14 protein-coding genes are annotated in these 13,780 nt (G+C 60.9%); 5 read left to right on the forward strand and 9 right to left on the reverse strand.

Annotated elements, in window-relative coordinates; translation table 11 throughout:
• Positions 1-33: 33 nt before the first annotated feature.
• The 6 genes from ACH79_RS21760 to ACH79_RS21780 form a co-directional block, all read right to left on the reverse strand.
• Positions 34-1,014: a GNAT family N-acetyltransferase gene (locus ACH79_RS21760; protein ID WP_161852822.1), complete on the reverse strand. Its 981-nt coding sequence runs from the start codon at positions 1,012-1,014 to the stop codon at positions 34-36.
• A gap of 498 nt (positions 1,015-1,512) precedes the next feature.
• On the reverse strand, positions 1,513-1,881 hold the full coding sequence (locus ACH79_RS21765; RefSeq protein ID WP_161852823.1) for a hypothetical protein: 369 nt from the start codon (positions 1,879-1,881) through the stop codon (positions 1,513-1,515).
• A 129-nt stretch (positions 1,882-2,010) separates the two neighbouring features.
• On the reverse strand, positions 2,011-2,235 hold the full coding sequence (locus ACH79_RS21770; protein ID WP_161852824.1) for a hypothetical protein: 225 nt from the start codon (positions 2,233-2,235) through the stop codon (positions 2,011-2,013).
• A 178-nt stretch (positions 2,236-2,413) separates the two neighbouring features.
• Positions 2,414-2,851, reverse strand: coding sequence for a hypothetical protein (locus tag ACH79_RS21775; protein ID WP_161852825.1), 438 nt, complete (start codon positions 2,849-2,851; stop codon positions 2,414-2,416).
• Positions 2,852-2,903: 52 nt separating this feature from the next.
• Positions 2,904-3,101, reverse strand: coding sequence for a hypothetical protein (locus tag ACH79_RS43075; RefSeq protein WP_202639364.1), 198 nt, complete (start codon positions 3,099-3,101; stop codon positions 2,904-2,906).
• A gap of 373 nt (positions 3,102-3,474) precedes the next feature.
• On the reverse strand, positions 3,475-4,773 hold the full coding sequence (locus ACH79_RS21780) for a serine hydrolase (RefSeq protein WP_161852826.1): 1,299 nt from the start codon (positions 4,771-4,773) through the stop codon (positions 3,475-3,477).
• Between the two features lie 396 nt (positions 4,774-5,169).
• On the opposite strand from ACH79_RS21780, the gene ACH79_RS21785 reads away from it, so the two are divergent.
• A complete protein-coding gene (locus ACH79_RS21785; protein ID WP_246738060.1) occupies positions 5,170-5,562 on the forward strand; it encodes a hypothetical protein in 393 nt (130 codons plus the stop codon).
• Between the two features lie 31 nt (positions 5,563-5,593).
• Here the strand turns inward: ACH79_RS21785 and ACH79_RS21790 are convergent, their stop codons facing one another.
• Genes ACH79_RS21790 through ACH79_RS21800 form a run of 3 tightly spaced genes read right to left on the reverse strand, consistent with a single transcriptional unit; the run spans position 5,594 to position 7,553 of the window.
• Positions 5,594-6,268 carry an L-2-amino-thiazoline-4-carboxylic acid hydrolase gene (locus ACH79_RS21790; protein ID WP_161852827.1) on the reverse strand — a complete coding sequence of 225 codons (675 nt, stop codon included), beginning with the start codon at positions 6,266-6,268 and terminating at the stop codon, positions 5,594-5,596.
• Between the two features lie 27 nt (positions 6,269-6,295).
• A complete protein-coding gene (locus ACH79_RS21795) occupies positions 6,296-6,682 on the reverse strand; it encodes a RidA family protein (RefSeq protein WP_161852828.1) in 387 nt (128 codons plus the stop codon).
• Position 6,683: 1 nt separating this feature from the next.
• The gene (locus ACH79_RS21800; RefSeq protein WP_161852829.1) at positions 6,684-7,553 is read right to left on the reverse strand and encodes a VOC family protein; all 870 of its coding nucleotides are present in this window, start codon (positions 7,551-7,553) and stop codon (positions 6,684-6,686) included.
• Positions 7,554-7,681: 128 nt separating this feature from the next.
• On the opposite strand from ACH79_RS21800, the gene ACH79_RS21805 reads away from it, so the two are divergent.
• From ACH79_RS21805 to ACH79_RS21820, 4 genes are all read left to right on the forward strand, one after another.
• Positions 7,682-8,308 carry a LysR family transcriptional regulator gene (locus ACH79_RS21805; RefSeq protein ID WP_161852830.1) on the forward strand — a complete coding sequence of 209 codons (627 nt, stop codon included), beginning with the start codon at positions 7,682-7,684 and terminating at the stop codon, positions 8,306-8,308.
• A 7-nt stretch (positions 8,309-8,315) separates the two neighbouring features.
• Positions 8,316-9,158, forward strand: a complete 843-nt coding sequence (locus tag ACH79_RS21810; protein WP_161852831.1) for an aldo/keto reductase — start codon at positions 8,316-8,318, stop codon at positions 9,156-9,158.
• Between the two features lie 411 nt (positions 9,159-9,569).
• The gene (locus tag ACH79_RS21815; RefSeq protein WP_161856491.1) at positions 9,570-10,514 is read left to right on the forward strand and encodes a DMT family transporter; all 945 of its coding nucleotides are present in this window, start codon (positions 9,570-9,572) and stop codon (positions 10,512-10,514) included.
• Between the two features lie 257 nt (positions 10,515-10,771).
• On the forward strand, positions 10,772-13,639 hold the full coding sequence (locus ACH79_RS21820; protein ID WP_161852832.1) for an autotransporter domain-containing protein: 2,868 nt from the start codon (positions 10,772-10,774) through the stop codon (positions 13,637-13,639).
• The last annotated feature ends 141 nt before the right edge of the window (positions 13,640-13,780 follow it).

Consider the following 13,780-nt stretch of genomic DNA (forward strand, 5'->3'; position numbering starts at 1 on the left):
AAGGGGCCTTTGCCCACCCTACGAAACTGGATGTTATCGCCAATCGTCGATGATGTAGGCGCCGGGGCGGCAATAGCCGGGATCGTTCTGTCTGTGCATGGTCACGCCCTGAATTTCGCTGCGAAATCCGCGGGCGACGAGATGCCGATAGGCTTCGTGGCGCGCCATGTTCGCGCCAGCCAGCAAGTTCGACATGCCGGCAGCGACCGCTAAAGCCTCGCACGCGTCGAGCAGCCGAAGATAGTCGTGTTCGGCCGATCCTCCGTCGCGAGCTGCACCGAATTTAACGAAGCAGGTGTCTGCGCCGGCTTCGCTGCGCGGCCCGTAGTGACACACTGCGAACGCCGCGATGTCACGGGCACCTTCAACCAAAACTGTATCACCCAAACCCTGCGCATGCGTCGCGCCTATCTCGCCGGATAGGTCGAGACCCGGGTAAACCGTTTCAGCTACGTCCCGGCACGATTGGAGAGCCTGCTCTCGCTGCGCTTCGCTTAACTCGCTGAAGCGCAACCATCCGGCTGCCGCTTGCCGCACCGCTTTTGCCGACATGATTGCTGTGAGGAAACGCGCGTAAAAGCCGTATTTTTGATATAGGGCGATATGCTTCGCGCTATCTGAGAATGTGAATAACCCGACATGCCGCGTATTCCAGGCACTGAATTGCTCCATGGTTTTCGCAAGCAGTACTCGGGCGATACCTCGCTCCTGGAGATCAGGATGCACAGTCAAGGGACCGAAGAAGCCGACGCTTCCCCAATTGGTGACAAAGTTGGAGCCGACTAATTTTCCATCTAGCGTCGCGCCGAATGAGGCCACGTGAGCCGCGCGCTGGCGGCCATAGATGTAGTCCCGATCGGCCCAGAACGTCTCCGGGTCCGGAGCCCCAAGGAAGGTCCCAAAGGCAAGACGGAAAATCCGCGCAGCTTCCGGCAAGTCTCTTTCATCGAGTTTGCCCACCACCGCGCGCCTTGCGTTCGGACCAATGTTCTCGCTGGCATTATGATCTGACATGATCACCTTCCTTTGAGAACTAACTTTGGAAGTGGCCACAGTAGCGACGATAGCAGCTCAGGTACTCGCAATCCAAGCAAGCCGAGGTTGATCAAGCGGGGCCGATGTCGCCTGATGCGTAAGGATAGCTGCCATTGGGTATGGACGTCAGCTCATGGGCCACAAGCCGACATTCGGAGACGAGGGCTCAGTCCGCGTATGTTCCGTAAACATAGTCGCGAGCAAACAACCTTGGTGGTCCACCTGCAACGAAGTGGCCAAGATCGTGCGCGATCTCTTTCATTCCCCGTGGGGAGTCAAAAAAGCGTTCGGAAAGCGCCGTTGTGCTCGCGAAATGCAGTTCCGCAACACCGCCGATCTTTGGCGCATCCTCGGATGGATGTTCCTCGACCCACCATTGGATATATCGGCTTGCCCCTTCGTGAACCTCGACCGCCAGAGGCGCATGACGAGCCCAGCTTCGCCGAATTGCAGTCTCCGGGAGGTCGTCGTGGAAGATCAAACCACGTAAGTATTTATACCGTTGGATGGCCTCCCATCTACAATAGAGCCGTCGTCTTTGATGACCTTACGCGTGACGCGATAAACGTGGTCGAGATCAACCCATTCTCTTAAACCTGCGAGGAAAGCGTTTGAGGGTAACAGAGCGTGTCCTTGGAGTATGGCGGCATCATATGAGGGCCAAGGAACACTGTTGCTCGCGTCCAGCCTCATTGCTGGTGGTAAAAAGAAACTGGATGGCGGTGGCTCATTTAGGCTGGCGACGCAATAACCGGAGGCGCTCTCTTCGAGCTGTGCCAGTAGCCAACGTCGGAAGGTCGTCGCATCGCGATCTTGACGAACGCGCAGGAAGGACATGATGGGCATAGCTTCTCCCCAGAAACAAAGTCTTGCCGTGCACAGCTAACCGCCTAGTAGCCGATGTCCGCAAGGGGGCCAGAAGCTGCCGAAACGAGCTATTCGGCGTTGTTCGTGCGCGGCGTGCTGTTCTGGCCATCACGCTAACAACCTTTGCAAAAAATAGCCGCTGATTTGCCCGAGCATCATGCCAATACCCATGATTGCCAGTGCGCCAAGGCTGCGGAGTTGACGGGCAAGCCAACCAAGGTCCGGCTTTCGTAGCGAAAAGAGCTGGTAGCCAACCGCGAAGCCGCCCACTCCGCCAATCAGCCCACCAACGACTTGAAGGATTGGAAAGGGACCTATCATCACGCCTGACATATTAGCTCCGCCCTTTGTAACATGAACCGGCCGCCGATGTCCCAAATGGGTCAGACTCGGAAGTCAGGCGACGCAATCGCGACTTCCGTTCTTCTCTCAACAACAGACATTCCTGCGTCCGGTTGTGACGTCCGAAAAGTGCCAGGAGCGGGGCATTCATTTCGCTCTCGCGGATGGGCTAGCTCCGCCCGCGGGGGCCCTGCGGCGGCTGAGGATTGTTGGCGGGATTGGTATCGTACTTGGATATTCGCTTGATGAGCCCGCTAGTGGCGAGCGGCTGCAAGTCCGCCTCCAGCGCGTCAGCAATCTCCTTGGCATAGACCTCCCGGTCGTCCACGTAGACTGTAAAGGATCTCAAATACTTTTCCTTCTTCGCCGGATTTTCGATCGTCGCCTTCGTCCACTGGTAGAGCGGATAGTTTTCGACGCCGTGCTCTTCTGCTGCGGCGACATACTCCGCAAAGGCGTCGAACTGGCATTTCAGCGCAGCGCTATGCTCGGCGAGGATATCGAACAGCGACGTCAGTGCCGGAACACGGTGTTTTCGGCGTACCGATTCCGCCGTGGCAGAATCGTTCAGATCGAACCTAACCTGGTACTGCCACTGAGAAGTCACGCGAGTCTCGCATTCTGTGGCACCCGCCTTGTCCCTTTCCGATCGCAAGGCGCTACCGCTTCCTCACGAGCAGGTCCGGCACACGTGTGTCAAGAGCTGGTCGCAATGTCAGGCCGACCGTTTTCGATGGCCGCGTCGTAATCTTCATCATGTAGATCGCGCCGGGGCTCGGGCCTGCATCCTCGACCACGCGCGTGGTGCGTGCCACAAGATCGAGTGTGAGCGCCATCTCTCGAAGCGTTGTCGGCATAAAGCTGTCCCTATCGGGAGGCGATGAAAACTACTGCATTTTGCTCCAGCTTAGCGGAGCGCATACTAGACCTCCTTGGAGCTAATCGGAATCTATAGAAGGCAGTGGAATTCTGGCAGTGTTCCTGTCATAGGCAGGGGCCTTGCGTGACAGGACGGAGCGAACCTCACGCGACAAAGCTCGCGAATTACAAGACGCCGCGTCCGCACTCGCTAACGTCTCCTTCGGATCAATCGCGTCATCTTGGTCGTCGGCCGACTACTTCCGGTCTTCCCCCAACTGCGGACATTACGCAACGGGACCACCACTTCCGAAAAGTGCCAAGAGGCGAAGTGGCGCTTTTCGCGCTCGGAGCGCCAAGCCCACTATTCCATCACTCGACCATAGCGCCGTAGACGAGGTTCTTGAACAAATGCCGGCTTTGCACGCGGGCGGTGGCACCTTGTGTCAGTTGGATGGCGAGCAGTTTTTCTTTGGGGTCTATGGTGAAGCTGGTTCCGAATATGCCGCCCCACATTGCATCGCCCTTTGAGCCCGGGCTCCAACCAAAACCGTCCTGCAGACGGACGGCGAAACCAAGTCCAAACCCGTAGCCAGGACCCGTTGAAGCTTCCGTGGAACCACCCATGCCAACTAAATGGTTTTGCAGCATGAACTCTACAGTCTTCTTCGAGAGATACCGCCTGCCCTCGTACTCGCCACCGTTCAGGATCATTTGCAAAAACTTGAAGTAATCTTCAGCAGTACCACACATGCCGGCGCCACCCTTCAAGTAGGACATCTTGATCTCGCTTTCGGTCCTGCAGAAGCGTAGTGAGAATTTCTTCAAGGGATCGCTATCAAGCACCTCCGCCAACCGCGAGGCTTTCTCCCCCGGTACCCAGAATGCCGTGTCCTTCATGCCGAGCGGGCCGATGACCATTTCTTGCAGCACAACGTCCAACGGCTTCTTTGTTGCGCGTTCAAGAAGGAGGCCCAGAACATCCACCGAGATCGAATAGAGAAAATTCGTGCCAGGTTGATAAGCTAGCGGGATTTGTCCTAGCCGCTTCAACATCTCGTCGCCGGTGATATCTTGCTCGCCAGCCTCGACATTGGCCTGCTCGTAGGCGTCCTTCAGCCGTTTGGACTTCATGGCGCCACCATAGAAGAAGCCCGATGTATGGCGCATGAGATCCTGGATCGTGACCGCCCGGTTCGCTGGCAGATCTTCGATCGTTGTGGTGCCGTCACCGTTCGTTCTGCTCACCTCGACTTTTAAATCCTTCAACTCGGGCAGGTACCGCGCGATCGGATCGTTGATCTTGAAGACACCTTGCTCGACCAGCATCATCGCCGCAACCGTCACGATCGGCTTAGTCATTGATGCCATGCGGAATATGCTGTCCTTCGCCATCGGCTTAGTCTTAGCGGCGTCTTGAAAGCCGTTTGCCTCGAAATGGACCAGCTCTCCGCGCCTGGCGATCAGCGTGACGGTGCCCGAGAACGTGCCGTTGGCCACCTCTCGCTTCATAACGCCCGCGATACGATCTAGTCGCTCGCGCGACATGCCCTGCGCAACGTCTTCACCAGCCTGCGCGAGCTGAGTCTGCTGTGCGTTTGCGGCGTATGGAAAGGTAACGCCGACCACTATCGCGGCAACCAGCGATGCTGAAGCAAGTGTCCTTCGCATAGTTCCCTCCCTCACAACCGATATTCCGATCACACTATACTACGTAGACAGCACTTTCCATCCGGGAGGATGTCGCCTTCGGGTCAATCGCGTCACTTCGGCGCTGCGCCGATCACTTCCGGTCTACCCCGATGAACCGACATCAGAACGGCCTGTTGGCATGTCTCAAACGTGCCAATAGCAGGCATACGACCGATGGCATATAAGGCCGCAAGCATGAGGGGCAAGTTAGTCGGGAGACTGGCGGTGGGGAAGTCGAGCGATACTATCGGTCGGTGGACCAAGGGCTACACACAATCTGAACTCGACCGAGCGCAACGCCGATTTGGTTTAGTCTTTCCGCCGGACCTAGTAGCCCTGTTGAGGCGGAAGCGGCCGGTGGATGGGCACGATTGGATGGACGACCGTGCGATAAGGCAGGCACTGGACTGGCCCTTCGAAGGGCTTCGTAAGTCCGTCGAGCAGGGGCAACTCTGGTGGCCTGAGTGGGGGAAGTTACCTTCCAGCGCCCGCGCTCGCGAGCAGGTTCTGCGGGAAGTGGTTTCCCGAGCACCTAAACTAATCCCGCTGATTGGTCACCGATACTTGCCCGAGCAGCCGCATGAGGCAGGCAACCCCGTTTTTTCCATCTTCTACACCGATGCAATCTACTACGGTGCCAATCTGAAGGACTATTTCGAAAGAGAGTTCACAAGCTGGAACAGCAAGCCTTGGCCTTCACAGATCAAATATGTTCCGTTTTGGTCCGACCTTGTCGAGCGGTTCGCGCAGAACCGAAATCACACCTAATGAATGACCCGAAGCGGCGGCCTCGCATGTCCTACTTTGTTTCGAGGTGGGAGAAGCGAAAATTGCAGTGGCTGGCGCCGCCGGCCAGCGTTTGGGTTCGTTCCAAACGAATGCCGCGCGTTGCGTAGGCCTCGAAATCAAGTCCGCAAATGTGTGGGAGGATTTCTTTATCTCCGTGACGAGCGGCGAATTTGCAGAAGCCACAAGCCTTGTAATCGATACCGAATTCAAAGCTGTCGCCGGGTCCTGGCTCGACGAAATCGTAGACAAAATCCTCTGGATATTCGTTCGCCAGGCTTTTTGCTGCCTGTTCGCGTAGCAAGGACTGGTTCTCCCGAGACAAGAATTGACGTCCCGAAGCGAGCCGTTCGGCCTCCGGCACGGTCAGCAATTGAGCCTTGTAACTTTCTCGCTCGAATTCGCCAATTATCGGGAGAGCAACGCCATGCCGCCGGAGCACGCGCCCGATAGCCATAAAGCCCATCAAGCGGATGAAGAAGTCGCTCATGCGGCTAGCCGCACCTCCGACATAAGGCATTTGGCTGAGCACGATTTCGAACTCATCCATCACATCTTGTCTGACCTTGTCCAAATCCGCGAGATGCGCGCGTTCGCGCAACATCGTCTCGGCAAGATCGAGGCGCTGGCGCATGGCGGCTTCCATTGCGCCGCGATGCGCCTGATAGAATGGATGAATTTCGCCCATGAGATGTCCCCCCCGCAGGTACGCGTTTCATTCCGCGGCGATCGCCTCGATCTCCAGCAACCATTTGCCGTCGACTGTTTCGGCGATCATCACCGTGGAAGCCGGTTCGTTTCCTTGCAGCATCTTGCGGCGAATGGCGCGGTTGGCCAAGACCTGACTTTTGTCGGTTAGAAACGTATTGATCTTGACCAGGTGCTCGACGCCGAGGCCGGCGGCGGCGAGCACCGCGATGACGTTGCGCCAGGCTTGCTCGCACTGCGCCTCGAAACCTTCGGGCACGCTGCCGTCGGAATTTTCCGGCACCTGTCCGCTGACGAACAGCAGTCGGCGATGCTGGCCAACTTCGAGCCCCATGCTGTAGCCGCTGGAAGGCGCGTGGACCGCCGCGGGATTATGCCTGATGATGTCTGCCATGTCAGATTGTCTCCTGTTCGACGAATTCGAGCGCCAGACCATGCGACGCCGCGGGCGGGATCAGCAGCGCGGCGCCGGTCATCTCGAAGTCGACGCCGTTGTTTTTCAGTGCGCGCTTGGTCGCATCGAGATCGGTGACCGCCAGACGCGCGGCGCAAAAGCGCGGCGACGTATCGCCGGCGAGACCCGGCAGCCGGCGTGCGATCTCGGCCGGATCGAGCACGGTGATCCGATCACAGCTATCGCCGACCGTCAGCCGCCCGGGCACAGACTGGGCTTCGCTTTCCGTGACGCGCTCGAGGAAATCGCGGTGCGCCGCCGGCTCCTGCGCCGACATCACGACCTCGATCACGCGCAAGGCGCCGTTGGGGTGGCGCTGATAGTCGGGTTTCCAGAACAGTTCCGGCGGGTGACGCTGCTGGCAGGTGAAGAAGGCGATCCCGGGCATGGCGGGATTGGTGGCGAACGCCAGTGAAAATGCGACGCGCGCCGTGCCGCCGCCCGGCAGCACCGCATCGCGGCCAAAATCAAACGGCGCATAGGTACTGACGTGATCGGCCTTGAAGCGCGCCGCATCGGCATGGGCGTCGGTGCTGTGCAAGGCCAGCATCGACATTCCCTCGGTGGTGGCCAGAAAATCCTGGTTGTGGGCGGCGAAGCTGAACTTATCAGGCGCGGCCGGCGGCACCGCGGCGGCGTCCGTGACGGCCAGCAACTCCAGAAAATTGTTCCCGAACATCGCCAGGCGGTTGCTGGTTCCGAACGGATGCACGCCGGTCGGCGTGAGGGTGAAGCCGAGCTTTTGCCAATCCAGCGCGGCCTGCGCCAGATCGCGGACACAAATGACGAGATGATCGATACGGCGGGGCATGGGATCTCCGGAAATTGCAGACCGACCGTAACCGGCGGCATCAGCCCTCGGCAAAGCATTGTTGCTGCGGCTCTGCTCAAGAAAATCTATTGCAAGGCTGCGGCCTATCAGTGACAAACTGGACGGCGATGACCTACATCCTTCCACCGCTCAATGCGCTACGCGCGTTCGAAGCCGCGGCGCGGCATCTCAGCTTCAAGCTCGCCGCGCACGAGCTGCATGTGACGCCTGCTGCCGTGGGGCAGCAGGTGAAATCGCTGGAGGCGCGCCTGGGCGTCCGCCTGTTCGAACGGCTGCATAAGCAGCTTGTCCTGACCGAGGCCGGCCAGGCCTATCTGCCAAGAATTTCCGACGGCTTTCGCCGTATTGCGGACGCAACGGTGCGACTGAAGCCGACGGGCGCGGCGCTGTTGCAACTGGGCGTGCACGGCAATTTCGATCTGCGCCGTCTGGCGCTGGCGGAGTTTCGCGCAGCCCACGAGGAAATCGGCTTGCGGGTGCTGCAGCCCGCCGGCTTGGCCGAGCTGATCGAGGGCAAGGTCGATGTGCTGATCGCGCGTGGGGTCGGCCACCATCCGGGCTACCGCTGCGATCGCGTGACGGAGGGATCCGGGCTCGGCGACTGGCTGATTGCGCCCGCCGGCACCGCGGATTGTCCGGAAATCGCAAGTTTCCGAGATTGGCTGCGCGGTCTGCCCGCCGAGAATTCGCTCGGGCAGCAGCGTCGTCGTGTGGTCGGCATGATCAGAAGTTGAGGTGATCGTGAAGCAGAAAAAATTCGGCGCAGGCAGTGCGGACGTATCCGTGATCGGGCAGGGCACCTGGTATCTCGACCGCGGTGACCGCAAGGCGGCGATCGCAGCGCTCCGCCGCGGTATCGAAACCGGCATGACCCATATCGACACCGCGGAGATGTATGGCGATGCCGAGCTCGTGATCGCGGACGCGATCGCTGGGCTGCCGCGTGAAAAACTCTTTCTCGTCTCAAAAGTGTTGCCGAGCAACGCCTCGCGTCGCGGCACCGTCACGGCCTGCGAGCGTTCGCTGAAGCGGTTGAAGACCGATTATCTCGATTGTTATCTCCTGCACTGGCGCGGCTCCTATCCGTTCGAGGAGACGGTGGCGGCGTTCGACGAACTGGTGAGAAGCGGAAAAATCCGCTCCTGGGGCGTCAGCAATTTCGATGAGGACGATCTCGACGAACTGCTCGATGTCGCCGGACAGGGCAAGATCGCCTGCAATCAGGTGCTCTATCATCTGCTGGAGCGCGCGATCGAGCATGCGGTGATCCCGTGGTGCGAGAAGCATGGCGTTGCCGTCGTCGCCTACTCGCCGTTCGGTCATGATGAGTTTCCATCGCCGCGCAGCAAGGGCGGCGAGGTGCTGCAGGCGATCGCGGATGCGCACCAGGCGAGCCCGCGCCAGGTCGCGCTGGCGTTTCTCACGCGTGCGCAATCGGTGCTCGCGATTCCCAAGGCGTCGAGCGCGGAACACGCGGCAGAGAATGCGAGGGCAGGGGATCTGAAACTCAGCGAGCAGGAGATCGTCGCACTCGACAAGGCCTTCCCACGCGGCCCCAAGCCACGCGGCCTGCCGATGCTGTAGGTCTCTCCGCTCCCTCTCCCCGCTCTTCGCGGGGTCGAGACAAGCGAAGCTTGCTCTTAGAGGGTAGGGGTGAGGGGCTCTCTCCGCGAGCATGCGTTCACCGATAGACCTGTACCCCCGCACCCGGAATTCGCGCTTCGCGCAAATTCCGACCTCTCCCCGCAAGCGGGGCGAGGTTGAAGCGGAGTTCACGTCATCGCGCGCATGCGCTCCTCAAACACATCACCGTGAACACCGTCCTTAACAAAGTGTTGCAATTGCCCCCTCAGCGCATATCCGCATCCCGCTTTCGGACCTAGTCGCATCGGGCCAATTGGTGTTTTTTACAACCTCGCCCGATTCGAAATTACCGCCTTCGAGATTGCCGTGACACCGCCCCCCGCCGCAGCCGCCAGGCTGGACAGCGTTCATCTGCCTTTGCCCGAAAAGAAGTCGACGATCCGCAAGGCGCCCGCGCGCGCCGACCGACCGTTCAAGGGCATCGCGCTGGTACTGGCCTCGACGGTATTTCTTGGCGCCTCCGACGTGACGGCGAAATATCTCTCGGCGACACTGCCCTCGATCGAGATCGCCTGGATCCGCTTCCTGGTGTTCGCGATGATCATGACGCCGGCGATGATGCCGGGTTCCCCGCTGTTTGCGATGCAGACCGGCCGGCCCGGTCTGCATCTCTTGCGCGGCCTGACGATCCTGGGCTCGTCGCTGTTCTTCATCTCCGGCCTGCGGTACCTCCCGATTGCGGAGGCTTCCGCGACCGGCTTCGTCGCGCCGCTGTTCGTCACCGCGCTGTCGATCATCTTCCTCAGCGAGAAGGTCGGCCTGCGCCGCTGGATCGCGACCGGCGTTGGCCTCGTCGGCGTCATCATCATCCTGCGTCCGGGCACCGGCGCGTTTCACCCGGCGGCGTTCTTTCCGCTGGTCTCGGCGCTGGCCTGGGCCTGCACGCTGATCATCACGCGGATGATGAGCGGCACCGAGCGCGCCATCACCGTGATGGCCTATTCGTCGATCGTCGGCCTCTGCATTCTCTCCGCGCTGGTGCCGTTCGTCTGGGTCACGCCGACCTGGCATGACATCGCCTTCGGCGTTTTCATCGGCATCGCCTCGACCGCGGGGCAGTGGATCGTGGTGCTGGCGTTTCGCTATGCCGACGCCTCCGTGCTGGCGCCGTTTTCCTACACGCAATTGCTGTGGGTCAGCGTGCTCGGCTTCCTCATCTTCGGCGAAGTCCCTGATGCCTACACCATCACCGGCGCCGCGTTCATCGTCGCTTCGGGCCTTTATACTGCACATCGCGAACGCGTCCGCCGCTCGCAGCTTCTGGCTGTCTCGGGCGAGCCGTCCCCCAACGCCTGATCCTGCGCGGCCACTGAGTCGTGGTCACACCCGCCAAAAACGTGGCGCGGGTGCCACATCGGTGCCGTAAAACGCTTGGTTGTGGTGCAAATCTGGCGGATTCATCTCCGCATCCGTAATTCTACGGCGGAACCCATGCTAGTGAGTTCCTATGGCGCCGCAGAGCGCCGGGGAATGGGGTTCGGGCGTTGTATTTTCAATTGCTATCGTCGGCGCAGGGCCGACGCCATCGGGCTGTGGCTGCGCGGGCAGTCGCGATGTCGGCGTTTCTCGTTGGCCTGTGCCTGTCGACGACACCCGCGAACGCAGCCTGTGCGCCCGATCCGGCGTCGAGCGGCGATACCGTCACCTGCAGCGGCAACACCCCGGGCGGCTTTCAGGCCGGCGGCGGCGTCGACAATCTCGCCGTCAACGTGCTGACGGGAGCGACCGTCAGCGACGGCGGCGGTGGCGTGATCCTCGGCGTCAACGACTTCAACACGGTGACCAACAGCGGCACGCTCACCGCCGGGCCATCGACCACCGGCATCTTCGCCGGCGTGAACAACACGATCGTCAACGCCGCCTCCGGCGTTATTGCCCTCGGCGACGACGGCGTCGGAATCTTCGCCGCCGGCAACAGCAACATAACGAATGCCGGTCAAATCACAATCGGCGACGCGGCCGGGCCGGGGGCTGCCGTCTTTGCTGTCAATGACGATAACACGATCAGCAACCTCGTCGGCGCAACCATCACCGTCGGTCTGAATGCCGCCGGCATCTCGGTGCAGGGCCATCGCGCCATCGTCAACAATGCCGGCACGATGAACGTCGGTTCCTTCGGCACCGGAATCGACGTGTCCGGCGACGACGCGATGATTACCAGCAACGGCGTCATCAATATCAGCAACAACACGGCTGCAATTTCCGCGCAGGGCGACCGAGCCGTGATCACTCATTTCGGCACCATCAATGGCGGCATCGACAACGCCGGCGTCGCCTATAACGGCTCGTCCGGCACCATCAACAATATCGGCCATATCGTTCTCGGGGACGATTCCTTCGGCATCGTCGTGCTCGGCGATTCCAACACCATCACCAACAGTGGCACCATCACCGTCGGAAGCGGATTTGCCGTCGGCATCGACGTCAGCAGTTTCGTCGGCACTAACTCCGTCATCAACACCGGAACGATCAACGTCGGCGCGGGCGGGTTCGGCGTCGGTATCATGCTGAGCGGCAGCGGTACGGTCTTCAACTCGGGCACCATCAATGCCGCTGCAGGATTTGCGGCGATCGAACTCTGCGGCTGCAGCGGCGTGCTGACGCTCGGGCCGGGCAGCGTCATCAACGGCCTCGTGCTCGGCAGTGGCGGCGCGTTGCAACTCGGCGGCACCGGCACGGACACATTCAACCTCAGCCTGATCGGCGCCGGCCAGCAATATGACGGCTTTTCGACCTTCAACAAGGTCGGCAGCTCGAACTGGACCGTCACCGGCACCGGCGCGCAGGACTGGAACGTGCTTGGCGGCACGCTCGCGGTCAACGGCGTCATCAATGGCGTGGTCACCGTCAACGCCGGCGGCACGCTCGGCGGCACCGGCACCATCGACAACGTCTTCGTCAACGGCGGCACGCTGGCGCCGGGCAATTCCATCGGCGCAATCAACGTGGCGGGCAGCCTGACCTTCTCGGCAGCGTCGAGCTACATGGTCGAGATCTCGGGCGCGAGCAGCGACCTGACCATGGTCACCGGCGTAGCTACGCTTGGCGGCGCGACTGTCGTTGTCGTTCCGAGCGGCACGGTGGCGAAGCAGTACACGATCCTGACCGCGACCGGCGGCGTATCTGGTACGTTCCACCCGGTTGTGTCGAGCGCATCGAACCTCAACGCAAGCCTCAGCTATGACCTCAACAACGTCTACCTGAATTTCGCGCTGAGCTATGGCGGCGGCCTCAACGTCAACCAGCAGAACGTCGCGAACAGCCTCACCAATTTCTTCAACACGACCGGCGGCCTTCCGGCTTCCTTCGCTTCGCTGTCGCCGGCCGGCCTGACGCAGGTCTCGGGCGAACTGGCGACCGGATCGCAGCAGGCGACCTTCGATGCCATGAACCTGTTCCTGTCGCTGATCTCGGATCCGTTCGTGGCGGGCCGTAGCGGCGGGATCGGCGGCAATGCCGGCGCTGTCCCGTTCGCCGAGGAGAGCGCGCTTGGCTATGCCGCGAAGAAGCGCGGCGCCGCGCGCGACGCCTTGGCCAAATTCCCGACCAAGGCCGATGGCGCGCGCAACGATCTGTTCGACCAGCGCTGGAGCGTCTGGGGCTCCGCTTACGGTGGCGGCAGCAACACGTCGGGCAATGCGGCGCTCGGATCGAACGATGCCACCGCGCGCGTGTTTGGCTTTGCGGTTGGCGTCGACTACCGCCTCTCGCCCGATACGCTGGCAGGTTTTGCGCTTGCTGGCGGCGGCACCAATTTCAGCGTCTCAGGTTTCGGCTCCGGCCGCTCCGATCTGTTCCAGGCCGGCGCCTTCGTGCGCCACAACATCGGCAACGCCTACATCACCGCCGCAACCGCCTATGGCTGGCAGGACGTGACCACGGAGCGCACCGTGACGGTTGCCGGCTTCGAGCGGCTGCGCGCGCAGTTCAACGCCAATGCTTTCTCCGGCCGCATCGAGGGCGGCTATCGTTACACCACACCGTGGATGGGCATCACGCCTTATGCAGCCGGCCAGTTCACCACCTACAGCCTGCCGGCCTATGCCGAGCAGGTACTGGCGGGCGCAGGCACCTTCGCGCTGAATTATGCGGCCAAGGACGTCACGGCGTCGCGCACCGAGCTTGGTGTTCGCACCGACAAATCCTGGGCGATGCCGTCAGGCATCCTGACGCTGCGCGGCCGCGCCGCCTGGGCGCATGATTTCAACACCGACCGTAACGTCACGGCCTTGTTCCAGGCGCTGCCGGGCGCGGCCTTCGTCGTCAACGGCGCGGCGCAGGCGCATGACTCCGCGCTCGTGACCGGTGCGGCCGAGATGAAATGGCTGAACGGTTGGTCTGCGGCCGCGATCTTCGAAGGCCAGTTTTCCAACGTCACCAATTCCTACGCCGGCAAGGGTGTGGTGCGCTATTCGTGGTGATCCTCCGTGCTAGAGCATGATGCGGAAAGGTGGAAACAGGTTTTCCGACTCGCTCTGGCCCGCGATGTCTTGAGCGATCACCGTAATGCCCAGCGCGTAGATAACAGGAGAAATAGCGCCCGATTACCCCTGTAGTTGGCC

The organism is Bradyrhizobium sp. CCBAU 051011 (genome assembly GCF_009930815.1).
In the GTDB taxonomy this organism is placed as follows: Bacteria; Pseudomonadota; Alphaproteobacteria; order Rhizobiales; family Xanthobacteraceae; genus Bradyrhizobium.

Coding starts and splice junctions, on each gene's coding strand:
- ACH79_RS21785 (WP_246738060.1), top strand. CDS start 5,170: ATGGACGACCGTGCGATAAGGCAGGCACTGGACTGGCCCTTCGAAGGG.
- ACH79_RS21820 (WP_161852832.1), top strand. CDS start 10,772: ATGTCGGCGTTTCTCGTTGGCCTGTGCCTGTCGACGACACCCGCGAAC.
- ACH79_RS21790 (WP_161852827.1), bottom strand. CDS start 6,268: ATGGGCGAAATTCATCCATTCTATCAGGCGCATCGCGGCGCAATGGAA.
- ACH79_RS21770 (WP_161852824.1), bottom strand. CDS start 2,235: ATGTCAGGCGTGATGATAGGTCCCTTTCCAATCCTTCAAGTCGTTGGT.
- ACH79_RS21795 (WP_161852828.1), bottom strand. CDS start 6,682: ATGGCAGACATCATCAGGCATAATCCCGCGGCGGTCCACGCGCCTTCC.
- ACH79_RS21805 (WP_161852830.1), top strand. CDS start 7,682: ATGACCTACATCCTTCCACCGCTCAATGCGCTACGCGCGTTCGAAGCC.
- ACH79_RS21760 (WP_161852822.1), bottom strand. CDS start 1,014: ATGTCAGATCATAATGCCAGCGAGAACATTGGTCCGAACGCAAGGCGC.
- ACH79_RS21800 (WP_161852829.1), bottom strand. CDS start 7,553: ATGCCCCGCCGTATCGATCATCTCGTCATTTGTGTCCGCGATCTGGCG.
- ACH79_RS43075 (WP_202639364.1), bottom strand. CDS start 3,101: ATGCCGACAACGCTTCGAGAGATGGCGCTCACACTCGATCTTGTGGCA.
- ACH79_RS21780 (WP_161852826.1), bottom strand. CDS start 4,773: ATGCGAAGGACACTTGCTTCAGCATCGCTGGTTGCCGCGATAGTGGTC.
- ACH79_RS21765 (WP_161852823.1), bottom strand. CDS start 1,881: ATGCCCATCATGTCCTTCCTGCGCGTTCGTCAAGATCGCGATGCGACG.